Origin of the sequence: Pseudomonas sp. B10, assembly GCF_900156235.1 — a bacterium.
Lineage (GTDB): Bacteria > Pseudomonadota > Gammaproteobacteria > Pseudomonadales > Pseudomonadaceae > Aquipseudomonas > Aquipseudomonas siliginis.
In genome coordinates, this window is sequence record NZ_LT707063.1 from 1,208,299 (window position 1) to 1,231,280 (window position 22,982).

At 54.8% G+C, this 22,982-nt stretch carries 23 protein-coding genes and 1 pseudogene; 11 read left to right on the top strand and 13 right to left on the bottom strand.

Annotated features, from left to right (window positions below; all coding sequences use genetic code 11):
* Positions 1 to 27: 27 nt before the first annotated feature.
* From BXA01_RS27575 to BXA01_RS05425, 3 genes and pseudogenes are all read right to left on the bottom strand, one after another.
* Positions 28 to 240, bottom strand: a pseudogene (locus BXA01_RS27575) (IS66 family transposase); the annotation flags it as partial.
* Positions 241 to 255: 15 nt separating this feature from the next.
* A complete protein-coding gene (locus tag BXA01_RS27580) occupies positions 256 to 576 on the bottom strand; it encodes an MbcA/ParS/Xre antitoxin family protein (protein WP_076563508.1) in 321 nt (106 codons plus the stop codon).
* Between the two features lie 226 nt (positions 577 to 802).
* A complete protein-coding gene (locus BXA01_RS05425) occupies positions 803 to 1,306 on the bottom strand; it encodes a hypothetical protein (RefSeq protein WP_231991015.1) in 504 nt (167 codons plus the stop codon).
* A gap of 36 nt (positions 1,307 to 1,342) precedes the next feature.
* Here BXA01_RS05425 and BXA01_RS05430 point away from each other — a divergent pair, with 36 nt between their 5' ends.
* Complete coding sequence (locus BXA01_RS05430) at positions 1,343 to 1,624, top strand: helix-turn-helix domain-containing protein (RefSeq protein WP_076563510.1); 282 nt, start codon at positions 1,343 to 1,345, stop codon at positions 1,622 to 1,624.
* Positions 1,625 to 2,428: 804 nt separating this feature from the next.
* Here BXA01_RS05430 and BXA01_RS05435 read toward each other — a convergent pair.
* The 4 genes from BXA01_RS05435 to BXA01_RS05450 form a co-directional block, all read right to left on the bottom strand.
* Entirely contained in the window at positions 2,429 to 2,839 is a 411-nt protein-coding gene (locus BXA01_RS05435) for a hypothetical protein (RefSeq protein WP_076563511.1), read from the bottom strand.
* A 2-nt stretch (positions 2,840 to 2,841) separates the two neighbouring features.
* Entirely contained in the window at positions 2,842 to 4,671 is a 1,830-nt protein-coding gene (locus BXA01_RS05440; protein ID WP_231991016.1) for an integrase, read from the bottom strand.
* 218 nt (positions 4,672 to 4,889) lie between these two features.
* On the bottom strand, positions 4,890 to 6,815 hold the full coding sequence (locus BXA01_RS05445; RefSeq protein WP_076563513.1) for a hypothetical protein: 1,926 nt from the start codon (positions 6,813 to 6,815) through the stop codon (positions 4,890 to 4,892).
* On the bottom strand, positions 6,808 to 8,277 hold the full coding sequence (locus tag BXA01_RS05450; protein WP_076563514.1) for a site-specific integrase: 1,470 nt from the start codon (positions 8,275 to 8,277) through the stop codon (positions 6,808 to 6,810). The genes BXA01_RS05445 and BXA01_RS05450 overlap by 8 nt, the downstream gene beginning before the upstream one ends.
* A 251-nt stretch (positions 8,278 to 8,528) precedes the next feature.
* Here BXA01_RS05450 and BXA01_RS05455 point away from each other — a divergent pair, with 251 nt between their 5' ends.
* From BXA01_RS05455 to BXA01_RS05485, 7 genes are all read left to right on the top strand, one after another.
* Positions 8,529 to 8,858 carry a DUF6388 family protein gene (locus BXA01_RS05455; RefSeq protein ID WP_041477057.1) on the top strand — a complete coding sequence of 110 codons (330 nt, stop codon included), beginning with the start codon at positions 8,529 to 8,531 and terminating at the stop codon, positions 8,856 to 8,858.
* A 189-nt stretch (positions 8,859 to 9,047) separates the two neighbouring features.
* Positions 9,048 to 9,440: a sulfurtransferase complex subunit TusD gene (gene tusD / locus BXA01_RS05460; protein ID WP_038860118.1), complete on the top strand. Its 393-nt coding sequence runs from the start codon at positions 9,048 to 9,050 to the stop codon at positions 9,438 to 9,440.
* A 2-nt stretch (positions 9,441 to 9,442) separates the two neighbouring features.
* Positions 9,443 to 9,799 carry a sulfurtransferase complex subunit TusC gene (gene tusC, locus BXA01_RS05465; protein WP_076563515.1) on the top strand — a complete coding sequence of 119 codons (357 nt, stop codon included), beginning with the start codon at positions 9,443 to 9,445 and terminating at the stop codon, positions 9,797 to 9,799.
* Entirely contained in the window at positions 9,799 to 10,092 is a 294-nt protein-coding gene (gene tusB / locus BXA01_RS05470) for a sulfurtransferase complex subunit TusB (RefSeq protein WP_056788919.1), read from the top strand. Before tusC ends, tusB begins: the two co-directional genes overlap by 1 nt.
* Positions 10,089 to 10,424, top strand: a complete 336-nt coding sequence (locus tag BXA01_RS05475) for a TusE/DsrC/DsvC family sulfur relay protein (protein ID WP_016770652.1) — start codon at positions 10,089 to 10,091, stop codon at positions 10,422 to 10,424. Before tusB ends, BXA01_RS05475 begins: the two co-directional genes overlap by 4 nt.
* Entirely contained in the window at positions 10,421 to 11,422 is a 1,002-nt protein-coding gene (locus tag BXA01_RS05480; RefSeq protein WP_076563516.1) for a glycosyl transferase family protein, read from the top strand. Before BXA01_RS05475 ends, BXA01_RS05480 begins: the two co-directional genes overlap by 4 nt.
* Positions 11,423 to 11,513: 91 nt before the next feature.
* A complete protein-coding gene (locus BXA01_RS05485; protein ID WP_076563517.1) occupies positions 11,514 to 12,515 on the top strand; it encodes a glutathione S-transferase family protein in 1,002 nt (333 codons plus the stop codon).
* Positions 12,516 to 12,647: 132 nt separating this feature from the next.
* Here BXA01_RS05485 and cysG read toward each other — a convergent pair whose 3' ends face one another.
* The 6 genes from cysG to ftsK form a co-directional block, all read right to left on the bottom strand.
* Positions 12,648 to 14,042 (bottom strand): siroheme synthase CysG, encoded by a 1,395-nt coding sequence (cysG, locus tag BXA01_RS05490; RefSeq protein WP_041477064.1) that lies wholly within the window; start codon positions 14,040 to 14,042, stop codon positions 12,648 to 12,650.
* Positions 14,043 to 15,323: a serine--tRNA ligase gene (gene serS / locus BXA01_RS05495; RefSeq protein ID WP_024013408.1), complete on the bottom strand. Its 1,281-nt coding sequence runs from the start codon at positions 15,321 to 15,323 to the stop codon at positions 14,043 to 14,045.
* A gap of 15 nt (positions 15,324 to 15,338) precedes the next feature.
* Positions 15,339 to 15,713 (bottom strand): fluoride efflux transporter CrcB, encoded by a 375-nt coding sequence (gene crcB / locus BXA01_RS05500; protein WP_016775261.1) that lies wholly within the window; start codon positions 15,711 to 15,713, stop codon positions 15,339 to 15,341.
* Positions 15,713 to 17,035 (bottom strand): replication-associated recombination protein A, encoded by a 1,323-nt coding sequence (locus tag BXA01_RS05505; protein ID WP_051600478.1) that lies wholly within the window; start codon positions 17,033 to 17,035, stop codon positions 15,713 to 15,715. The genes crcB and BXA01_RS05505 overlap by 1 nt, the downstream gene beginning before the upstream one ends.
* A gap of 195 nt (positions 17,036 to 17,230) precedes the next feature.
* Positions 17,231 to 17,851, bottom strand: a complete 621-nt coding sequence (lolA, locus tag BXA01_RS05510; protein ID WP_016775262.1) for an outer membrane lipoprotein chaperone LolA — start codon at positions 17,849 to 17,851, stop codon at positions 17,231 to 17,233.
* 67 nt (positions 17,852 to 17,918) lie between these two features.
* Entirely contained in the window at positions 17,919 to 20,327 is a 2,409-nt protein-coding gene (gene ftsK / locus BXA01_RS05515) for a DNA translocase FtsK (RefSeq protein WP_076563518.1), read from the bottom strand.
* Between the two features lie 521 nt (positions 20,328 to 20,848).
* On the opposite strand from ftsK, the gene aat reads away from it, so the two are divergent.
* The 3 genes from aat (at position 20,849) to infA (ending at position 22,626) form a co-directional block, all read left to right on the top strand.
* Complete coding sequence (aat, locus tag BXA01_RS05520; protein WP_076563519.1) at positions 20,849 to 21,529, top strand: leucyl/phenylalanyl-tRNA--protein transferase; 681 nt, start codon at positions 20,849 to 20,851, stop codon at positions 21,527 to 21,529.
* A gap of 58 nt (positions 21,530 to 21,587) precedes the next feature.
* Positions 21,588 to 22,295, top strand: a complete 708-nt coding sequence (locus tag BXA01_RS05525; RefSeq protein WP_041477071.1) for an arginyltransferase — start codon at positions 21,588 to 21,590, stop codon at positions 22,293 to 22,295.
* Positions 22,296 to 22,407: 112 nt separating this feature from the next.
* A complete protein-coding gene (gene infA, locus BXA01_RS05530) occupies positions 22,408 to 22,626 on the top strand; it encodes a translation initiation factor IF-1 (protein WP_002553999.1) in 219 nt (72 codons plus the stop codon).
* Positions 22,627 to 22,982: the final 356 nt, after the last annotated feature.

The window sequence follows — 22,982 nt, forward strand, 5'->3', positions numbered from 1 at the left end:
ATTGGTAAGGCACCGCGGCTCTTTGCGTTAGCAAACCCGAAGCAATTTTGTCCGGTAGCGCTGTACCCGCCGATGCGGGAGCAACCGGTCAATCTCACTGGCTCGCTGTGTCGGCGGCCAGTCATGCAATTTTTTGATGATCGGTGCTGCTTTTTCCTGACGTATTCGCCAGCGTTCATCACCGCACAAGTCCCGCACATGGCGTTCCACTTCATACAGTACGCTGATCGAATGCAGCGCCCAGGCTCGGCGACGTTATGTATAGACCCCGTACTCGATTCGAGTCAGAAGATCCTTCACCAAAGTGCACCCAGCTTCCGTTGCTATCAGATCGCATGGCACATGACCGCCCAAGCCAAAAGCTTCTCGTTCTAGCCAATTTTCGGCCGACCGACGGCTACCAAGTACCCGTTCAGCCATATCTAGAATCTCCCTGCACCTGACAAGATAGCTCCGATATTCACTGCTCCAGCAATCGACTGGAGCTTGGAAACTGAGCGCTAAAGCTAGTGAGTCGTCCATCCCTGCTGCCTCGAAAATATCTGGATATGCTAGACGCGTGCAGCTGTCCAGCATGCTTGGGTGTGTTTGTGTTGATTGATTCCGTAGTCAGTTTGATACGTCATTTCACTCCTGTTCTTGGTTACAAAGGCCTGAATGTTGCCATCACCACACAGCTATGACGTTAGTTGAGTGAACCGAACAGCCGAGATGGCCATCGCGCCAGTCCACCTCCGAGTTATCGGTCAAGCAACGAGATTCGCGATAAAACAACTTCAAGGCCACGTCGACAAGATTCGGTTTACCCACACCTACGTAGATGCCGCTCCGCCGAAAAAATTATTTCAGCAGTTTTGAGACCACCGCCCGTGCTCTCGTGCTGAATGCTGTAGCACGCGCCCCCTTCAACTTTGTAGATGTAACCCGCCAAATTGTTCGCGTCCCCTTCCGCAAGGCTCACCTCTACAAGTGGCTCCATCACCCAGCTTTTTTCGCCCCTCAGGTAGCCAGGAGATATGAGATAGGCTTGAGAAAACCAAGAGTGATCATCCAGTTCCAAAAGCATCCGCTGAAGTATCGGAACTGTCGGAACCATAAGCATGCTACCTACAATGTCGTCACCGTAGTCCCGCACCAGTTCCATGTAAAACCACGGAAAATGCATCTCGAGCTCAACATACTGCCAGTGCTGAACTCGCGCCCCCTCAAAAACGTGTTCTGGAAATAGCTCAGCGGCACTATGCGTTTTAAACACGGAAAATTCCCCCAAAATATTAACAATAGTTAATGGAGGTCTGGCGTTCAAGGCGGCTTCATCATTCCTTTTGCGGGGATGAGAAAAATGGAGCTGAAACAGGCGTTTGGTATGGCGTTGAGAGAGATGAGAAAATCTCGTCATCTGAGTCAAGAGGATTTCGGAGGCTTGAGCAGCCAAACCTACCTTAGCCAACTGGAGGGTGGCGGAAAGGGGCCAACCCTTGAAAAAGTGGACGCACTCGCCTCTGTCATGGACGTTCATCCGTTGACGGTTCTGATGCGCTGTTACCTTCTGCTGGATGACACTGCCACATTAGATTCTTTAATCACTCGCATTCGCGAAGAGTTGTCGCTAACCGAAAACTGACCCAGTAAAGGCTGGGTCGGTTTTCAATCAGCGCCAACAGGTGGTGTGTCCGTAGCGCTCGACGGCATGTAAACCGCTTGCGGTGCCAGCCTGATCGCGAGTATTCCCAACGGCAACGCCGATAGTTGAGAATTGCCGAAGGCATATTTGACCGAAGCTACTCCGGTAGCCCTGATTTCCATCGATAGGAATGGAACCTACTCAATGACCTGCCTCGCTTCGTTGCTGCTCGATATACCCGACATAGATCATTGTTTCAAAACTCCTGGGAATTTAATGCTTTCTGGAAGGAACACGTCACTGTGCTTAGGCTAACGGTACAGTCATCATCGATGCTGATGTGGCAGAGCGGGGTGAATGACCTGTTCGCGGGTGCTCCAAAGGAAATGAGTTGATGACAAGTGGTCTTTCTCGTACCACAGCAGTAATCGATTATGGCTATTACTGTCACGCCGATATTGGGAGTTCAGTTTTGTGATGCATCGCTGCATCACAAAACCGCGTTTAGGCTTGTGCTTACTGTGGAATCGGCGTAATCGTTGGGGCCCGCATTGAGCCAAGGAGCGCTAGCCCATTTTTCCTCTATGTCTTCGAAGAACGGTCCGCTGTTGCTCCAAAACGCAAACTATCTCTAATAAAAACCCTGTTTTGCGTAGCAGACAGCAACGGCTGCCGACTAGCAACCAGTAAATAGGAGTTCGCCAAGCGCTTACCCGCGTAACCAATGCCTCTCTATCGGGTTGGTTGCTATAAACGAATCGGGGAGAGCCCGCTGACTTCGCCGGGCGTTTACACTGAATCGAATTAATTTATTCTATAAACATGACTCTCTTCAGCTTCAAGCTTCCGTACACGCTCCCATAGCTGAAGATTCTGAGTCAAAACTTTATCACGCAATTCATTAGCCATAACGAGCCTTACCTCTAGTGCTGCCAATTTACGTTCAAGATATGCAACCCTGTCAGCATTTGTAGATTTCGGGTTATTGGAGGATCCCTCTCGCAACGACTGTATTTTTGCGATTAATGGTAAGTGCGATTTACGGTTTTTTTTGAGATAGCCGGGGTCAAAACCAGCTTCTCGGCTCACAGCTCCCGCAGTTAGCTTAGACAGGGGTAAGCCAACGTGCTCGGCGACGTAGGGTTTACCAGCCACTAGGCGCTGTAATGCCTCCTCGCAAATAATCAATCCTTTACCCGTAGATTTCTGTTTCATTATTAAAGTTCCACCAAGTCAACAAGACGACTCTTGAAAGCGCGCATTCGCTCAACTTCACTTTTGACAATCTGGTACTCGCCCGACCCCTCCGCGTATAAAGTTAGCTCCTGTTTTGCGGCTTCAATGGCAGTTATCAATTTTTTAGGTTTAATTACGGCTGCCTCGCAAACTAAACACTCACTGTAATCACCCAACAGGTAAAAATCACAACGACCTACCTTTGAACATCCACCAAGCAACGTTGGACGGTAGCTGATAGCTCCATCCTTGACACGCTGCAAAGTCTCGGCTCGAATATCTTCAATATGAACTGCACCTGATTCGAGTCGCTGCTTCTGTTTTTGCACATACGAGCCAGTACCGCCAAATAATGGCTCCTCACTGAAAAGCAGGTCAGCGATTAATTGATTTGCGACAGACATGGGCATAGCCATCTGAAGCTCAAATGCGAAATGACTCGACGGCAAAACAAAATCTTTTTTTTCAGGATCGTAATAGCCGAAAATCGTACGAAGATTTTCAAAGTTATTAGCGTAATATCGCGCCATCTGGATGGTCATATGCTTAAACTGGCTTCTCAACGCTGGCAACGAAACAAATCCGCTGCTGCTGCCATAGAATGCGAGCGAGCGTCTGAATTGATGACTAGTTAACGGCCATGAATTACCAATCGAATATATTGACTCATTATAAAAGTCACGACTAGGATCACTCTGAGCCAGTTCTAGCAGGTCCTCTGCCTGAATCCTCAAACCACGCAATGCATGCAATTGCGCACTTCGATTTTTAAACCGAGTAACATTGACCCCTCGAGTTTTCCGACTATAACCTACGATTGAAGGACTAAGAAATAGTGGGCAGCTAGCATCTACATTAACACCATATAGACTTGCAAGTCCTCTACAGACCGCCTGCGCCACTTCAACTGCCTTAATGACCTCTTCTGGGGCGTACCATGTACCGTCTTTTTTATATCCTGTAAATTTTGTCGTACTGGAGATTACCATTACGGTTAGGGGCTGATCGCGTACCAAACCGTGATCATCAATTACAGGTGGCCTAGCAATTTCCGAGGAAAGACAGGAATAAGACATGCGCATCACTTCCTGTTCACGCATACCGGTATATAGATGAATTACAGTTTTAGCCAAATGCTGCATTTTAAGCAAAACTGTCTGAACATCCTTTTTAAAAACGCAGCGGAATTCATCAACTAACACGTTCTCCAGACCGTGTTCTCGGAGCGCTTGCGCCATGTCGGGCCGATAGTAGCTTTTTCCACCAAGCCCGCGACTTTTCTGGTTGTGTAAGTTAATCCCGTAATGTTCGTCAGAAAACGCTTTGACGAAAGACTGATAAGATCCAATCCCTTCGTAAAGCTGATCTAGCAGATCTCCAACCACATTGATCAGATTTAAATATATTCGCGTTGGTATCACGGGATACTGTTTAGAGTCAGGCCTTCTTAGATTTAAGCGGTTCGGATTTAATACGCTGTACCCAATCCGTTCTGGGCCAACACGCACTAACTGGGACAATAGTCCGGACAAAGCTGTTCTATCTGTTCCTGAAAATTGTTCGCGAACTGATGCAGCCATATAGACCGGATTAGAAAAAAGCTGTTGCAAAGACAATACGCCGACAATCGGTTTTTGCTTCTGGGCGTAACAAAATTGCATCGCCCCTCGAAGAATCCCCCAATACCTATAAAGTGTCGCAACACTAAGCTTGCCGAGCCGCCCACCTCCACCAAAGTAGATCAGACAATACAACAGATATTTCGCCTCTTCAACGAGTGCGTTCTGTTCGTCATTCTGATCGTCAAACACGATAAAGCATATCCTGCTAATCTTATTAGCTGACAACCTATAAGGATTGAAATCCCAAACGCTCTGTCCATATATAGCTGTTGGCTGACCCTTTGCGCTACGGCACAATACAAAATCAGCGCGAGGTTTAGAGATCTTTACCGGAGCATTATCTGGCTCACAAGCAACAGAAAAATTTCCACTACTAAAAAGACTACCTATCGACTCGACTCCTCGTCTCAAAATACTACCCCTATCTGTTCATAGCGACTCAAACGATTTTCCCAAAACGGGGTCAATATACCGTAGCTATAGACGTTCTCTCTGACGGTCTCGACCAAATGCAGAGTGGATGCGGAGCGTTCGCCAATACCGCTAATTATGAAATCAATTCTTATCGACAAGTCCTTAAAGAGAGCATCAGCATGCCCTGCGTCTACGTTTACCTTTCGCACTGACTCAATTACATATTGCAAACTGAGGAGCTTGTGCAAATCTTCTTCATCGGAATGACATATATAATGCGAACAGTATAAACAGCCATACTGTGTTCTACAGTTTGGCTCGATAAGCGACGCGCCCAAGCTGCCTGATACCGATGGTCGATTAAAGTCATCACAATGACCAGCCGCTGTTGAGATTGAATCGCCAGAATAAGTTTCACTGCGCTCACGAACTACATCAGCGGCATGGCGCACAGACTGCCAAAACAGACCAAATTCCGCTTCCTGCTGCTCCCATGTTGCCTCAGCATAGGTAGACAGATTAACGGCTTCGGTGTGATTCAGCGATTTAGAAACTGTAGTGGGAGATAAGCGAGCTGAATGCTGTACATTGCTTTTATGCTTTCGCATTTTTCGCGAAGATAGCTTCGGAACCTTAGGATCTAAAAAGACTCCTGAGATAGACTCATGAAATTTTTTCATCGTGCTCGACGCTGAAAACTCTTCAAAATTTTTATTATTGCCCTGCGCACTTTTACTCATAGCGAAAAATAAATTAGACACCTGTTTTCCATTCAAAATCCACTCACGAAGCTTGAGATACTGCCTTAGTAGCGGCAAACCATTGTGTCGACCTATATTATACAATGTACCCTTCCCGCCAGCCCGAAACTTAATAGCTTTTAATTCTTTTTTGAGTGGAGACTTCTCAACTTCTATTGCCTCCTCATAGGTAAATTGAGAGAACTCAGTAGGTGAGGCCCCTGTAATTAACAAAAAAAGTCCGGCGTAGGCTTTTGCAGCGAGAGCGCTCAGATATAGTCGGTGCCAATGACGATTATTTTCATTAGCCGCATCAAGATTTTCTTGCGCGCTCAATACAGCACGATTTGAATCAAATCTAACTATAATCTTCCTGTCTAATTTTTTCTTCGCGGCCATATGCTCTTCCGGCGTCGCTACTCGCCGTTGAACGGGATTGTAAATTGCCGGGGGCATCTTAAACGGCCCAATCGCTCCATGATTTGATGGAAATATAACAACTTCATAGTCCCGAATATTTACCACGCAAGGATAAGAGCTATTATTCAAAACAAAGTCACTGCACTGCTGCGCAATTGCCAAGAAAACGTCTTTGTATAATTGCACATGAACATCACTTGGCGTTGCAGAACCACTGGGAGCAAGAATTTTAACAACACCGGATAAAATATAGTGAAAGGTGTCAGGACATAACAACTCAATAATATTTACAGCCCCATCTTGATATCCACTTGCAGTCAAGGGCTTGATCTCTCCAACCATGATCCTGTGATTGAGGTAAGACGTAAAATCTCGGTACGCTCGCTGCGCGTGTACGTCACTTTCGAAAATTTCTTCATAACCATTACTATTTAACCATTCAACAAAATACTCCGAACGATAGCTCCAAGTCAAAATTGAAGATTCACGCATTACTGCGTAGCTCTCAAGCAGTCTCATAATTAAATTTCGACGACCCTGAACAAATGAAGACTTAACTACCGGAGTTCCACTATCATCATGATTATTTACATTTTTACCCCGTATAAAATATGCCAGACTGCCTATATCGATCGATTTTTTCTTTATTTTTTTTGACAGTTGTAAGCGCAATCGCTCAGGCTCGAGGAATGGCTGCATAGCATCCACGACTGTTATTACGCTAGTATCACGGTGCTCCAAGTTTGCCGATTCACACATGCCGACCATCCACTATCAGCACATCGTAACTACCATTAAATAGCTTATTTTCCCACAACTCTTGGGCACGAATTTTTTCATGCGTCATTTTAAACAACTTCAAATAGCTCTCAGTAGTTTGCCGCGACTCATGATGCATTCGCCTTTGTATGAAATCTATATCATCACCCAAATGCATTAGCCCATCTCCGATTAAAACCTGAAGACGCTGATATAGTTGGTAAGCAAAGGTTGCTCGCAACCAGTGGTAAGAAAAATCGCCAGGAAAACCTGCCGGTATGTTTTTTAGTAACTTACGCTTTATTGTCTCCGTCACCTGGCCTGTTTGAGGTGACTTAGTCATAAAATATCTAGGATCAGATTTTGCCATATAGTAGCTATTACATTGATCAGATAAAAACAGATAAACGTCTTCCTCCTCAAATGATTGATCAGGAAAAAGCGCTCGCAGTTCGGCCAAAAATATGGTTTGCCTCTTCTTCATCGTAGGGCTGCTGGCCAGCACCATCAATTCTTCAGCTAGCTCTTTGGGGAAATATAGAGTCTGTGCCTTATCGTTTTTCGTATCGATGCCAGTCGATGGTCCTGCGTGCAATTTATAGGCACCTTCCGACAACAGCCTGGTTTCTTCGAAAGCTTTTAAATGTTTTAGGCGCATCGTTAAAACTGTTTGCTTGCGCGCACCAGTCATCAAGGACGTGAGAAGTATCAATCTCTCAATCGTGGACCAAACAGCACCTCCATTAATTGTTTCTAATAGCAAACGAAGCTCAGTATTGGTAAGTGGCCTTAAGTCTTCGCCGCCGTCTCTAACATAACCAATTTGAATTGCATTACTAGAAGGCGTGCGTCGAGTCTGACTACGCTTCATGACGTCAATTACCCGGGCTCCCCGCTGGGTCTGAATAACGAACTTAACTTGCTTGACCGTATCCACTCGCCTTATATCGAGCTGATGCCAATATTGAGATACATACTTGTAAAAGTGATATACCACCGAGGTATATTGATTTATTACGCCACCACTTCGCTTTCCCAAAATCACCAAATTGTTGAAATATTTATAGGTCGGGCGAAGAGGGGGGCGCGAGCCAGAAAAGTCCAACCAATCCAAGTTATTGGTCTCACAGAACAAAAGGTAATCGAGTAATTTACTGCCACGACGCCGGACCTCATCAGTTCGCCGCTCTGAAGGGGATTTTTCGCGCATACACCATAGAAGGTAGGAGTTTGCTTCATGCCAAGGCTTGCCATTGGGATGAAGCAGGAATGGAACGTGGTACAGATCGTCCGTATCCTCAGCGCCTGCCTCATTAACCTTATACACAACCTCCGAAGTCCCCCCTTCAAGCATTGAGCAGACAGCGCCAGGGATTTCTCGCGTGTATAGATCGGCGAAAGCATCTCGCGCGAGGGAGATGATTATCAGACGGCCTTCAAGATTTGGATTGGTGTAAGACATTGCTCACCTCGAATATGGGTGAGTTAACGTTAAAGGTCGGGGCGTCGCGATGCATCCCAAGTCGTTGCAGATTGTCCATACCCCTTGATTTTCGGGGCGCACGCAACGAATTCGACAGGTATGTGTTTTATGCAAGCACCATCAACTCTGTCAATGGTGCTCGTTATGGGAGAGCTCTCCAGTGAAAAGCGTCAATCACTTTTTGTTAAGCGATTCGACCCAAGGGTCCAACTTATGGAATAGGACATTACATGGCGCCTAGCGACCAACGACATGAACACGCCCTGAAACTGTTTCTCGATGCGCGACCCGAACTGCGCGAGACCCTCGACCATCTCAACCCGCTGCTGGCTCAGGCCAAGGGCGAAACCCAGGCGCAGTACCGCGAAGAACGCTTGCATGAAGCATTCGAGGCTGAGGCGGAAAGCCAGGGGTTGTTTGCCTGGGAGCTGACGTTGCAGCTGACCGCTGATTCGCCCGAGGACTATCAGGCGCAACGGCTGGAAGTGCACCGGGAAGTGGCAGAAATGGCGGGGATGGACTGGATCGAGTATTGCGATCTTTACGGCATCACCCCGTAATCCAGCCGCCGCAACACTCCCGTGGGAGCGAGCCTGCTCGCGAAGGCGGCGTGACTGCCGAAACTGATCTCGAACGAGGCGACGCTTTCGCGAGCAGGCTCGCTCCCACAGGGAACCGCGTATTACCAGATTTCGCGGCACGCGCGATAAAGCTTTATCATGGCCGCAGTTTCGCTGATCGAGTCCATCATGAAGTTCGCCATCGCGCTGTTTTCCGCCGCCCATGCGCCCTCCTCGCGCCGTGCCCTGCTATTTGCCCAGGCCGCGCTGGCCGGCGGCCATGAGATTGTCCGGCTGTTCTTCTATCAGGACGGCGTGTTCAACGCCTCCGATGCAGTGGTGACGCCGCAGGATGAACTGGACTTGCCTAAACAATGGCGCGCGTTTATCAACGAAAAGCAACTCGACGGCGTGGTCTGCATCGCCGCCGCTCTGCGCCGTGGTGTGTTGAACGAAGAAGAAGCCAAGCGTTACCAGCGTGAAGCGATTTCGCTCAGCGCGCCGTGGGAATTGTCCGGTCTGGGTCAGTTGCACGACGCCGTGCAGGATGCTGACCGTCTCATCTGTTTCGGAGGCGCTTGAACATGGCCAAATCGCTGTTGATCATCAGCCGCCAATCGCCATGGTCCGGCCCCGGTGCGCGGGAAGCGCTGGATATCGTGCTCGCCGGTGGCGCCTTCGATCTGCCGATCGGTTTGCTGTTTCTCGATGACGGCGTGCTGCAACTGGCCGCCGGGCAGAACGCCAGGGCCTTGCAGCAGAAAGACCTCAGCGCCAATCTGCAGGCGCTGCCGATGTTTGGTGTCGAAGAGCTGTTCTATTGCGTCGAAAGCGCCAATGCTCGCGGTCTTGGCAACCTGTCGCTGGACGAAGCGCAGCCGCTTGCTGCTGAACACATCACTGCCCTTATTGACCGTTACGATCAGGTGATCACCCTCTGATGTCGACTTTGCATGTGTTGTCTCATTCCCCGTTCGGCGACGATCGTCTGAGCAGTTGCCTGCGCCTGCTCGGCAGCGCCGATGCGGTATTGTTGTCCGGCGATGCGGTGTATGCGCTGCAACCGGACACTGTGCCGTTCTCAACCCTTCAAGAGCGAGCAATCAGACTGTTTGTATTGATTGAGGACGCACAGGCGCGTGCGATCGAGATTCCAGACTGGGCCGAGGCTATCGACTACCCGGCTTTCGTCGAACTGTCGATCCATCACGCCAAGGTCAACAGCTGGCTATGAATTCAATGACCGTAGGCGCCCGCGCCATCGAACTGGACAAGGACGGCTTTCTCGTTGACCTCAGCGACTGGTCGGCTGAAGTCGCCAGCGCCCTCGCCGCCGCTGAAGACATCGAGTTGACGCCCGAACACTGGGAAGTCCTTGAGCTTCTGCGTAGCTTCTACGCCGAATTCCAGCTATCGCCGGCCACGCGGCCGCTGATCAAGTACACCGCGTTGAAACTCGGCGCCGACAAAGGCAACAGCCTGCACCTGAACCGACTGTTCAAAGGCACCCCTGCCAAACTCGCCGCGAAACTGGCGGGCCTGCCCAAACCGACGAATTGCCTATGAACGACTTTCCAGCATTGACCCTCGAAACGCCTGCCGAGCATCCGTTCGCGCAATTCGTGCGCATTCTCGGCAAGGGCAAGCGAGGCGCCCGCGACCTGACGCGCGAGGAAGCCCGCGAGGCCATGGGCATGGTGCTCGATGACCAAGTCGAGGATACGCAACTGGGTGCCTTCCTGATGTTGCTGCGCCACAAGGAAGAAAGTGCCGAGGAAATGGCCGGTTTCACCGAAGCCCTGCGCGAACGCTTGCAGGCACCGGCGCTGAATGTCGACCTGGACTGGCCGACCTACGCCGGCAAAAAACGCCATCTGCCGTGGTACCTGCTGGCAGCCAAGTGCCTGGCGCAAAACGGCGTACGCATCTTCATGCATGGCGGCGGCGCACACACGGCCGGGCGCCTGTACAGCGAACAACTGCTGGGCGAACTGAACATTCCCCTGTGCCGTGATTGGCAGCAGGTCGGCACGGCACTGGACAACGGCGGCCTGGCCTTTATGCCGCTGGTGGACTGGGCGCCGCAACTGCAGAAGATGATCGACCTGCGCAATACCTTGGGCCTGCGGTCGCCGATCCACTCGCTGGCGCGGATTCTCAATCCGTTGGGCGCACGCTGCGGCCTGCAAAGCATTTTTCACCCGGGTTACCAGGCGGTGCATCGCGATGCCAGCGACTTGCTCGGCGACACGGCAATTGTGGTCAAGGGCGATGGCGGTGAAATCGAGATCAACCCCGACGCCACCAGCCACCTTTATGGCACCAGCGGCGGTCAGAGCTGGGATGAAGAATGGCCGCAGCTGTCAGCGCAGCGCCACGTCAAACCCGCCTCGCTGGACATCGAGCACTTGAGAGCCGTGTGGCGTGGCGATGAGGTCGACAGTTACCCGCAAATGGCTTTGATTGCGACCATGGCCCTTGCCCTGCGCGGTCTCGGTCAGAATCGTGAACAGGCCTTCGCAACCGCCGAGCAGTATTGGGCGGCGCGCAACACATCGATCTAACCGATCATTAGCGCCCGATCTTTGCGCTTTTTGTTCGAACTCATCGGAATAGACTCGACTCCAACGAATATTGGTTTTGGGAGTCTTGATCATGGGTTTACTCGTCGACGGCCACTGGCAGGACAAGTGGTACGAAAGCAGCAAGGACGGCGCGTTCCAGCGCGAACAAGCGCAACGCCGCAACTGGGTGACCGCCGACGGTCAACCAGGCCCCAGCGGTGAAGGCGGTTTCACTGCCGAAGCCGGGCGCTATCACCTCTATGTTTCCCTCGCCTGCCCTTGGGCGCATCGCACGCTGATCCTGCGCAAACTCAAAGGGCTGGAAAGTCTGATCGACGTGTCGGTGGTCAGCTGGCTCATGCTGGAGAACGGCTGGACCTTCGACAAGGCGCTCGGTTCGACAGGCGACAAACTCGATGGCTTCGATTTCATGCATCAGCGATACACCGCCGACACGCCTGATTACACCGGGCGGGTGACGGTGCCAGTGCTGTGGGACAAGAAACTCAAGCGCATCGTCAGCAATGAATCGGCGGAAATCATTCGCATGTTCAACAGCGCCTTCGACGGGATCACTGGCAACGATCTGGACTTCTACCCGGCGCCGCTACGCAACGAAATCGATGCGCTGAACGAGCGGATCTACCCGGCGGTGAACAACGGTGTCTATCGTGCCGGGTTCGCCACCTCGCAACAGGCATACGAACAGGCGTTCGATGAAGTCTTCGCCGAACTGGATCATCTGGAGCAACTGCTGGGTGCCAATCGCTACCTGAGCGGGGAATACCTGACTGAGGCCGACGTGCGCCTGTTTACCACGATGATTCGCTTTGACGCGGTGTATCACGGGCACTTCAAGTGCAACCTGCGGCGGATTGCCGATTACCCGAATCTGTCGAACTGGCTGCGCGAGATGTATCAGTGGCCGGGGATTGCCGAGACGGTGGATTTCCAGCACATCAAGCATCACTACTATGGCAGCCACAAGACCATCAACCCGACCGGTGTAGTGCCGAAGGGGCCGCAGCAGGATTTCAGCGTAGCGCATGATCGCGAGCGGTTGATCGGGAAAGGGGTTTGGCGCCGGGGTTGAAATTCGAGCAGCTCTTAAGGGCGCCATCGCTGGCAAGCCAGCTCCCACAAGGTCTTGTGTAACGCTGAAGATTGCAGCTTTGACACAATACCTGTGGGAGCTGGCTTGCCAGCGATCGGGGCGACGCGGCGTTTAGACCTGCGCTTGAGCCCCTTCAAACCACGCCAGCTTCTCGCGCAGTTGCACCACTTCGCCGACGATCACCAGAGTCGGCGCATGCACTTCATGCTCCGCCACCATTCGCGGCAGATCCGCCAGCGTGCCGGTGAAAACCCGCTGATTGACTGTAGTGCCCTGCTGAATCAACGCCGCCGGGGTATCCGCCGCGCGACCATGCTTGATCAACTGCTCACAGATGATCGGCAAACCCACCAGGCCCATGTAAAACACCAGCGTCTGCGCCGGGGCGACAAGATCGGCCCATGGCAGATCGGTGGAACCATCCTTCAAGTGGCCAGTGACAAACCGCACGGACTGCGCATGGTCACGGTGGGTCAGCGGAATCCCCGCATAAGCAGCGCAACCGCTGGCTGCCGTAATGCCCGGAACCACCTGGAATGGAATACCGTGGGCCGCCAGTTCTTCGATCTCTTCGCCACCGCGGCCGAAGATAAACGGATCGCCGCCCTTCAACCGCACCACACGCTTGCCGGCCTTGGCCAGATCGACCAGTTGCTGGTTGATCTGATCCTGCGGCACGGCGTGCTCGGAGCGCCGCTTGCCGACATACACCCGCTCGGCATCGCGACGGCACAACTCGAGAATCGCCGGCGCCACCAGGCGGTCATAGAGCACCACATCGGCTTGCTGCATCAGACGCAGTGCGCGGAAGGTCAACAGATCCGGATCACCCGGACCAGCACCGACCAGATAAACCTCGCCAGTGGTGACCATTGGTTCGCCATCGACCTTGGCCTGCAACAGGCGCTCGGCTTCAGCGCCCTGCCCGGCCAGTTGACGATCGGCAATCGGGCCCTGGAAAACGTCTTCCCAGAAGCCGCGACGCTGCTGAACGTCTGGAAACAGGTTTTTCACCTGATTGCGAAAACGCGCAGCCAGCCCTGCCAATTGACCGTAGGTCGAAGGAATCCAGGTTTCGATTTTCGCGCGGATCAGACGTGCCAGTACCGGAGCATCACCGCCGCTGGAGACGGCAATGATTAGCGGCGAGCGATCGACGATCGCCGGGAAGATCACGCTGCACAAGGCCGGCGCATCGACCACGTTGACCGGCACGCAACGGCGGTGGGCGTCGGTGGAGACTTGCGCGTTGAGCGTTTCGTCGTCGGTAGCGGCAATGATCAGCCCGCAACCGTCCAGATCCGTTTCGGCGTAACCGCGCAACAGGCATTCACCGCCGCTGGCAGCGACCAGTTCAGCCAGTTGCGTTTCGATTTCAGGTGCGACCACCCGCAGCAGCGCACCGGCATCGGCCAGCAGGCGGGATTTGCGCAAGGCAATTTCCCCCCCACCGACAACCAACACACGACTGCCGCGCAGGTTGTGAAACAGCGGCAGATATTTCATTTAGCCGATGACCTCAAGGCCACCCATGTACGGCTTGAGCACGTCCGGCACGCGGATCGAACCGTCGGCCTGCTGGTAGTTTTCCAGCACCGCCACCAGAGTACGACCGACCGCCAGGCCGGAGCCGTTCAAGGTGTGCACCAGCTCAGGCTTGCCGGTTTCCGGGTTGCGGAAACGCGCCTGCATGCGCCGCGCCTGGAAGTCGCCGCAGTTGGAGCACGAGGAGATTTCGCGGTACTTGTCCTGGCTCGGAATCCACACTTCCAGATCGTAGGTCTTGACCGCGCTGAAGCCCATGTCGCCGGTGCACAGCGCCAGGGTGCGGTAAGGCAGACCGAGCAGTTGCAGGACTTTTTCGGCGTTGGCGGTCAGGCCTTCCAGCGCTTCCATCGATTGCGATGGCTCGACGATCTGGACCATTTCGACTTTGTCGAACTGGTGCTGGCGGATCATCCCACGCGTGTCGCGACCCGACGCACCGGCTTCGCTGCGGAAGCACGGGGTGTGGGCGACAAACTTGATCGGCAGCAGTTTCGAATCGACGATTTCGCCGGCAACGATGTTGGTCAGTGACACTTCGGCGGTTGGAATCAGGTACAGATCGGCTTCGCCTTCGCGGGCAATCTTGAACAGATCTTCTTCGAACTTCGGCAGCTGGCCGGTACCTTGCAGCGCCGGAGCCTGAACCAGATAAGGCGTGTAAGCCTCTTCGTAGCCATGTTCGGTGACATGCAGGTTGATCATGAACTGTGCCAGTGCACGATGCAGACGCGCGATCGGGCCACGCAACAAGGCGAAACGAGCACCGGACAGCTTGGCGGCGGTTTCAAAGTCCAGCCAGCCGAACTTCTCGCCAAGGGCGACGTGGTCTTTGACTTCGAAATCGAACTGAGTCGGGGTGCCCCAACGGCGCACTTCGACGTTGTCGTCTTCGTCCTTGCCGACCGGAACCGATTCGTGCGGCAGGTTGGGGATACCGAGCAGGATCGAATCCAGTTCGGTCTGGATCGCGTCCAGCTCGACCTTGCCGGCGCTCAACTCGCCCGCCATGCGCTCGACGTCCGCCATCAGAGGCGCGATGTCTTCACCGCGCTGCTTGGCCTGCCCGATGGATTTGGAACGCGCGTTACGTTCAGCCTGCAGTGCTTCAGTGCGGGTCTGGACGGTCTTGCGCTGTTCTTCCAGCGCTTCGATGCGCGCGGTGTCCAGGGCAAAGCCACGGGAAGCCAGGCGGTCCGCTACGTCCTGAAGGTTGCTACGTAACAGTTTGGAATCGAGCATGTCGGTTTCTCGTTATCAAAGTTTGGTCAGGGACAGGCCGGCCCACGTTGCGAGCAGCCCGCCGAATACGCTGAGTGCGGCATAGCCCAGGGCCAGCAACACTTGCCCGCTTTCCAGCAGGCGCACCGTATCCAGTGAAAAGGATGAAAAAGTCGTCAGCCCCCCGAGGAAGCCGACCATCAACCCGGCGCGCACCTCGATCGGCACCTCCGGGCGTATCAGAAACAGCCCGTACAACACGCCAATCAGCAGGCAGCCCACGATATTAACGGCCAGCGTCGCGGTATAGAAGTGCCGCGGCCAATTGGCGCTGACCCAATTACCGGTGGCGAAGCGCAACAAGGTGCCGGCAACACCGCCGACCGACACTGCGAGTATCAATGGAACCACTATTTTCTCCGCTGCCGAGGGCTCAGACGATCGAGCTGAGCGAGGTGATTGAGCTTTTCGCCGATCTTCAACTCCAGGCCACGGGGCACTGGCTGATAGAACGGAATCGGCTCGAGTTCTTCCGGGAAATAGTCTTCACCGGCGGCATAGGCATCCGGTTCATCATGGGCGTAGCGGTATTCGTCGCCGTAACCCAATTGCTTCATCAGCTTGGTCGGTGCATTGCGCAAATGCAGCGGCACTTCCAGCGAGCCGTTCTCAGCCGCAGCGCGCAGTGCAGTTTTGAAGCCCATGTACACCGCATTGCTTTTCGGTGCACAGGCCAGATAAGTGATGGCCTGGGCGACCGCCAATTCGCCTTCGGGACTGCCGAGACGCTCCTGCACTTCCCACGCCGCCAGGCACAGGCTCAGCGCACGCGGGTCGGCGTTGCCAATGTCTTCGCTGGCCATGCGCACCACGCGCCGGGCCAGATACAGCGGATCACAGCCGCCGTCGATCATCCGCGCGAACCAGTACAACGCGCCGTCAGGGTTGGAACCGCGCACGGATTTGTGCAGCGCCGAGATCTGGTCGTAGAACGCTTCACCGCCCTTGTCGAACCGCCGGCGCGTATCACCGAGCAGACTTTGCAGCAGCTCGATGCCGATTTCGCTGTTGTCTTCTGCCAGATCAGAGGCGTTTTCCAGCAAATTGAGCAGACGCCGGCCATCGCCATCGGCGGCCGACAGCAACATCTGGAAGCCTTCATCGCTCAGGGTCAGGTTGCGCTTGCCCAGGCCGCGCTCTTCGGTGAGTGCGCGGTGCACCAGTTTGCGCAAGGCCGCTTCGTCGAGGCTTTTCAGCACGTAAACGCGGGCCCGCGACAATAAGGCGTTGTTCAGTTCGAACGAAGGGTTTTCGGTGGTGGCGCCGATGAAGATCAGCGTGCCATCTTCAACGTACGGCAGAAACGCGTCCTGCTGCGACTTGTTGAAGCGATGGACTTCGTCGACAAACAGGATCGTGCGCTTGCCGTACTGGCCGGCCTGCTGCTTGGCGATTTCAACGGCCTGGCGGATTTCCTTGACCCCGGCGAGCACCGCCGAGACCGTTTCGAAGTGCGCATCGGAGACCTCTGCGAGCAAGCGCGCCAGGGTGGTCTTGCCCACGCCCGGCGGTCCCCAGAAGATCATCGAATGCAGCGCGCCCTGCTCCAGCGCCTCACGCAGAGGCTTGCCGCGAGCGAGCACGTGTTCCTGACCGACGTACTCATCCAGATTGGCTGCACGCAGACGGGCGGCCAAGGGTTGGGCAATCGGTGCACTGCGAAACAGATCCATCACGTAGCGTTGAAACCTCTGATTTTCTGAAATCTGCTGAAGTACCTGTGGTGAGGGGATTTATCCTCGTTGGGCTGCGAAGCGGCCCCAAAAGCGACGACTGCTGCGCAGCCGGACGGGGATGAATCCCCTCGCCACAATAGCCCCTCAATAGCAGGCCCTCACCACAAAGGCCCTGACACAAAGGGCCGGTGTTTATTCCTGGATAACGTCGGCACCCTTGGGAATGTCGAATTTGAATTTCGACGCTGGCACCGCTTCGTTGGCCTTGACCCCGGTAAACAGGATATTGGTGCGCTGGCCGACGCTGTCAATCAGTTGCATGTCATTGAGCAGGCCGTTGCGGAACGACAGGCGCAGATTGTCGAACAGGGTGTCCTTGGTTTTCGGCTTCAGTGTGAAGTCGATCACGCCGCCCGCCTCTTTCGCGCTGATATCGAAGCTCTGGCTGATCTTCGAGACATCACCGGACAGCAGCAGGGCCGGCGTCTGGGTCAGACGCTCATCGAGCTTCTTGATGGTTGCCTGCTCCAGATCCGGGTCCCACAGGGTGACTTTCTTGCCATCGGAGACCATGGTCTGCTCGGCCGGCGCATTGGTGTGCCAGTAGAACAGGCCCGGACGCTGCAAGGTCATGTTGCCGGTGGTTTCCTGCAACTGGGTGCCGGTGCCATCGAGGGTCAACTGCGAAAAGTTCGCCGACAGGGTTTTCGATGTTTCGAGCAATTGGGTCAGACGCGCCACGTCCTTTTCATCGGCGTGGGCCGTGAGTGTGGTCAGCGCCAGTACTGGCAACAGCATGCGGATAAGGCGCATGAGAGTCCTCTTGAATACTCGTGGGAAAGCGGGTGGCGCGTCATTGCGCCACCCGAGTCGTTGCGTTTCAGTCGCGTACCGGGCCAGGGGCCAGGACTTCACGCGAACCGTTGGTGTTCATTGAGGTAACGACGCCGGCCATCTCCATCGCCTCGATCATCCGCGCGGCGCGGTTGTAGCCGATCTTCAGCTTGCGCTGCACAGCGGAAATAGACGCGCGACGGCTTTCGAGGACGAACTGCACCGCTTCGTCATACAGCGCGTCGGCTTCCGGATCATCACCGTCGCCACCACCACTGCTGCCTTCAAAGCCGCTGCCTGCCTCTTCAACACCGTTGAGGATATCGTCGTTGTATTCCGGCGCGCCGCGCAGTTTCCAGGCCTCGACCACACGGTGAACCTCATCGTCGGAGACGAACGCGCCGTGAACCCGGATCGGCAAACTGGTGCCCGGCGGCATGTAGAGCATGTCACCGTGACCGAGCAGTTGCTCGGCGCCACCCTGGTCGATGATGGTTCGCGAGTCGATCTTGCTCGATACCTGGAACGCCATACGTGTCGGGATGTTGGCTTTGATCAGACCAGTGATCACGTCCACCGAGGGGCGCTGGGTCGCAAGAATCAAGTGAATCCCCGCCGCACGCGCCTTTTGCGCAATACGCGCGATCAGTTCTTCAACCTTCTTGCCGACGATCATCATCATGTCGGCAAATTCGTCCACCACTACGACGATGGTCGGCAGTTTCTGCAGCAGCGGCGCTTCGTCGTGAATGCTTTCGCGCTTGTACAGCGGATCGCTCAACGGCTCGCCGGCATCCTGGGCTTCCTTGACCTTGGCGTTGAAGCCGGAGAGGTTACGCACGCCCATTTTCGCCATCAGCTTGTAGCGACGCTCCATCTCGGCAACGCTCCAGCGCAAGGCGTTGGCAGCGTCCTTCATGTCAGTCACAACCGGGCAGAGCAGGTGCGGAATGCCTTCGTAGATCGACAGCTCAAGCATCTTCGGGTCGATCATGATCAGCTTGGCGTCGTCAGGCCCGGACTTGAACAGGATCGACAGGATCATCGCGTTCACGCCCACGGACTTACCGGAACCGGTGGTACCGGCCACCAGCAAGTGCGGCATCTTCGCCAGGTCGGTGATGACCGGCTTGCCGCCGATATCATGACCGAGCGCCAGGGTGACCGGGGATTTGAAGTTGTCGTACTCGGGGGTCGACAGCACCTCGGAGAAACGTACGATCTGGCGGTCTTCGTTGGGAATCTCGATACCGACAGTGGTCTTGCCCGGAATCACCTCGACCACCCGCACACTGGTCACCGCCAGCGAACGTGCCAGGTCCTTGGCGAGGTTGGCGATGCGGCTGACTTTTACCCCGGCGGCAGGCTGGATTTCGTATCGGGTAATCACTGGACCCGGATGGATCGAATCAACGGTGACTTCGACGCCGAATTCCTTGAGCTTGATTTCCAGCAAGTGGCCGACCGCCGCTAAGGACTCAGGCGAATAGTTGAGCTGTTTCTTTTCCGCAGGATCAAGAATCGAGATCGGCGGCAAGGTGCCTTCGACCGCGCTGTCGACGAACAACGGCGCCTGCTTCTCTTTCTGCACGCGCTTGCTCGGCTCCGGCGCCTTGGCCGGTGCCGGCGCGATCACCGGTGGCACCTGCTTCTCGCGGTCGGACATGTGCTTGCTCAACGCTTGCTCACGCTCGATCAGGCGTTCCTTGACCTTGGCCTGTTCGCGTTTGTCGGTGACAGTCGGTGCGACCACATCGTGGACGCGGTCATCAACCTCACGCAGTTGCGCAACCAGTTGCTTGCGTTCAGTGCGCGCCGACCACCAGCGGTTGAGCGCGCCCTGGAACAGCTCGAACAGATCGAGGGTGATCTTGCCGGTGACGTCCATCACCTTGAACCACGACAGGTCGGTGAACACGGTCAGGCCGAACAGGAACAGCGCGATGAACAGCAGCGTGCTGCCCTGAATGTTCAGCGCATTCTTCGCCAGATCGCCAAGGCTTTCGCCCAGGGCACCGCCAGCGCCGGCCGGCAGACCGGTCGCGGCATGGAAATGAATGTGCGCCAACGCAGCACCGGAGAGCACGAGGAATACCAGGCCGATCAGACGCCAGGAAAACAGCCAGCCGCTCCACTGCCATGGTTCGTGGCGTTGACGAAATATCTGGTACGCCTTGATCGCCAGCAGCAACGGGAAGATATAGGCGAAGTAACCGAGCACCATGAACAGGATATCGGCGCTGTACGAGCCGGCCGGGCCACCGAAGTTCTGCACATCGTCGATCTTGCTGTTATGGCTCCAGCCCGGGTCGTCCTTGCCGTAAGTCAGCAAAGCCATCATCAGGAACAGGCACAAAGCGCCAATGGCGATCAATGCACCTTCCTTGAGCCGGTAGTGCAGTTGCTGGCGCCAGAGCGGAACGACTGTTTTGGGTGCTTCGGTGGTCTTCTTCAAAACGCTTCTTTTCCTGCGCCCGAGGCGCGTCCATCTATTGAATGACGATAAAAAACTGCCCAATCCAGGCAGGTAAAAAAGGTGAAAAGCTCAACTGGGACTACTTTTAACACTGTGCCACTGGTTTTATAAACACAGCCATAAACACTGTGCGCAGCGAAATGCCTGTCACAACCCGGCATTGTACGGGTTTGTGCGCCCGATGCCATGTCTGAGGCCCCAGCCTTGAGCATAGCCAACCGCACACGCAATGCCTTGCAATTGGAGCATGCATTGCCTTTTGTGACAAAGGCTTATGAGCTGTATTTGATGATCGTAGCGAACCTGGCCGGATCAGGCTCACATGAATGCTCAAGAGCATCGACACGGCGACGCTTACGACCACGGGCGACACATCAAGTTGCAGCTCAATGCTTACTGCAGCAGACAACTGTGCAGGACAGCGGCGCTGTTTCGCGGCAAACTCTTTCGCGGGGCCTGCACGCCCCTGACCGCCCTCCCCTTCTGCAAGCCTGGATGCCATGCTGACTTGGTTACAACGTAATTCTCTGACCTTTCCTCCACTGGAAAAAGCCATGCGCGAGCCGAATGGATTGCTCGCCGCCGGCGGCGACCTGTCGGCAGACCGACTGATCCAGGCCTATCGCCATGGCTGCTTCCCCTGGTTTTCCGAAGGCCAACCCATTCTCTGGTGGTCGCCGGATCCGCGTACCGTGCTGTTTCCCGACGAACTGCACGTCTCGCGCAGTCTCGGCAAGCTGCTGCGCAAGCAACGCTATCAAGTGACCTTCGATCAGGACTTCGACGCCGTCATCCGCGCCTGCGCTGCACCGCGTGATTACGCCGACGGCACCTGGATCACCGAGGCCATGCAGGATGCTTACGTAGAATTGCATCGGCGCGGTTTCGCTCATTCGGTTGAGGTCTGGGACGAGGGACAGCTGGTCGGCGGCCTGTACGGCCTGGCGATGGGCCAACTGTTTTTTGGCGAGTCGATGTTCAGCCGCGCTGACAACGCGTCCAAATATGGCTTTGCCACGCTGGTCCAGCATTTGAAAGCCGCCGGATTTGTGCTGATCGACTGCCAGATGCCGACCGATCACCTGCACAGCCTCGGTGCGCGGTCGATTCCGCGCGGCGAATTCGCCGACTATCTGCAGCGCCATCTAGATCAACCGAATTCAGCGACCTGGGTTTGCTGAGCGACTTTTGCGCAGGTGGCTTACACTTAATCCACCAGCTTATCCCGAGGGTTGATTCATGACCGAGTTGGCGCGTTTGAAGTTTTATGCCACTCAGCCCCACTCTTGCAGTTATCTGCCCGAGGAGCAGGCCACGACGCTGTTTCTCGACCCGAGTCAGCCCATGGATGTGCATGTCTACGCAGACCTGTCGGAAATGGGCTTTCGCCGCAGCGGCGATCATCTGTACCGGCCGCATTGCCAGAATTGCAATGCGTGCGTGCCTGCGCGCATTCCCTCCGCACAATTCATCACCAATCGCCAGCAAAAGCGCATCTACAAACGCAACGCGGATTTGCAGGTGCAGCCGGTCAAACCGCACTTCAGCGAAGAATATTTCGACCTGTACCAGCGCTACATAGAACAGCGCCATGCTGACGGCGACATGTACCCGCCAAGCCGCGATCAGTTCTCGACGTTCCTGGTGCGTGACCTGCCCTTCTCGCGCTTCTACGAGTTTCGACTCGACGGACGGTTGCTCGCGGTGGCGGTGACCGATCTGCTGCCCAACGGTTTGTCAGCGGTGTACACCTTCTACGAACCGAACGAAGAACGCCGCAGCCTCGGCCGTTACGCAATCCTCTGGCAAATCGCCGAGAGCCAGCGTCTGGGCCTTGAGGCCGTGTACTTGGGTTACTGGATCAAGAACTGCAAAAAGATGAACTACAAGACGCAATATCGGCCCATCGAATTGCTGATCAATCAGCGCTGGGTCATCCTGAACTGAACCTGCGGCCTAAACCCCTTGGCGTAAACACCATTTTTCGGGCACAATGCACGCCGCTTTTGCCTGGCGCAGTTGCACCGGGCCATTCATTGGATACCGAGGGCTTTACTGCATGTCGAAAGAAGACAGCTTCGAAATGGAAGGCACTGTCGTCGACACCCTGCCCAACACCATGTTTCGTGTGGAGTTGGAAAATGGGCACGTCGTAACCGCGCATATTTCCGGCAAGATGCGCAAGAACTACATTCGTATTCTTACCGGTGACAAAGTGCGCGTCGAGCTGACGCCCTATGACTTGAGCAAAGGGCGGATCACTTACCGCGCTCGTTAATCAAGTCAATACAGAACGCCCGGTTTATGCCGGGCGTTTTTGTGTCTGCGTTTTGAGGTTTGGAGGCTGGGGACTTAATCGTTGCTGCGGGTGTTGCCGCTGGCGGTTTCGCGCTTACAGCATGCAAATCAAAAGATCGCAGCCTCCGGCAGCCCCTACGCTTGGATCGCGTGAATTCGATAGAGACGGGTTGACCAGCAGGCCGCCTTCGCGAGCAGGCTCGCTCCCACAGAAAAGCAAGCAGCGCAGCTGCCCGCGGCGAAGTCGACCCACTCAACAATGAGCGCAAGCTCGAGTGCTTTTGATCTTGCTGTTGATCCACCGGCGACGTCGGAAGGCTGAGCGGAGGGATTGAT

Coding starts and splice junctions, on each gene's coding strand:
- BXA01_RS27580 (WP_076563508.1), bottom strand. CDS start 576: ATGCTGGACAGCTGCACGCGTCTAGCATATCCAGATATTTTCGAGGCA.
- BXA01_RS05430 (WP_076563510.1), top strand. CDS start 1,343: ATGGAGCTGAAACAGGCGTTTGGTATGGCGTTGAGAGAGATGAGAAAA.
- BXA01_RS05435 (WP_076563511.1), bottom strand. CDS start 2,839: ATGAAACAGAAATCTACGGGTAAAGGATTGATTATTTGCGAGGAGGCA.
- BXA01_RS05445 (WP_076563513.1), bottom strand. CDS start 6,815: ATGTGTGAATCGGCAAACTTGGAGCACCGTGATACTAGCGTAATAACA.
- BXA01_RS05450 (WP_076563514.1), bottom strand. CDS start 8,277: ATGTCTTACACCAATCCAAATCTTGAAGGCCGTCTGATAATCATCTCC.
- BXA01_RS05455 (WP_041477057.1), top strand. CDS start 8,529: ATGGCGCCTAGCGACCAACGACATGAACACGCCCTGAAACTGTTTCTC.
- tusD (WP_038860118.1), top strand. CDS start 9,048: ATGAAGTTCGCCATCGCGCTGTTTTCCGCCGCCCATGCGCCCTCCTCG.
- tusC (WP_076563515.1), top strand. CDS start 9,443: ATGGCCAAATCGCTGTTGATCATCAGCCGCCAATCGCCATGGTCCGGC.
- tusB (WP_056788919.1), top strand. CDS start 9,799: ATGTCGACTTTGCATGTGTTGTCTCATTCCCCGTTCGGCGACGATCGT.
- BXA01_RS05475 (WP_016770652.1), top strand. CDS start 10,089: ATGAATTCAATGACCGTAGGCGCCCGCGCCATCGAACTGGACAAGGAC.
- BXA01_RS05480 (WP_076563516.1), top strand. CDS start 10,421: ATGAACGACTTTCCAGCATTGACCCTCGAAACGCCTGCCGAGCATCCG.
- BXA01_RS05485 (WP_076563517.1), top strand. CDS start 11,514: ATGGGTTTACTCGTCGACGGCCACTGGCAGGACAAGTGGTACGAAAGC.
- cysG (WP_041477064.1), bottom strand. CDS start 14,042: ATGAAATATCTGCCGCTGTTTCACAACCTGCGCGGCAGTCGTGTGTTG.
- serS (WP_024013408.1), bottom strand. CDS start 15,323: ATGCTCGATTCCAAACTGTTACGTAGCAACCTTCAGGACGTAGCGGAC.
- BXA01_RS05505 (WP_051600478.1), bottom strand. CDS start 17,035: ATGGATCTGTTTCGCAGTGCACCGATTGCCCAACCCTTGGCCGCCCGT.
- lolA (WP_016775262.1), bottom strand. CDS start 17,851: ATGCGCCTTATCCGCATGCTGTTGCCAGTACTGGCGCTGACCACACTC.
- aat (WP_076563519.1), top strand. CDS start 20,849: ATGCTGACTTGGTTACAACGTAATTCTCTGACCTTTCCTCCACTGGAA.
- BXA01_RS05525 (WP_041477071.1), top strand. CDS start 21,588: ATGACCGAGTTGGCGCGTTTGAAGTTTTATGCCACTCAGCCCCACTCT.
- infA (WP_002553999.1), top strand. CDS start 22,408: ATGTCGAAAGAAGACAGCTTCGAAATGGAAGGCACTGTCGTCGACACC.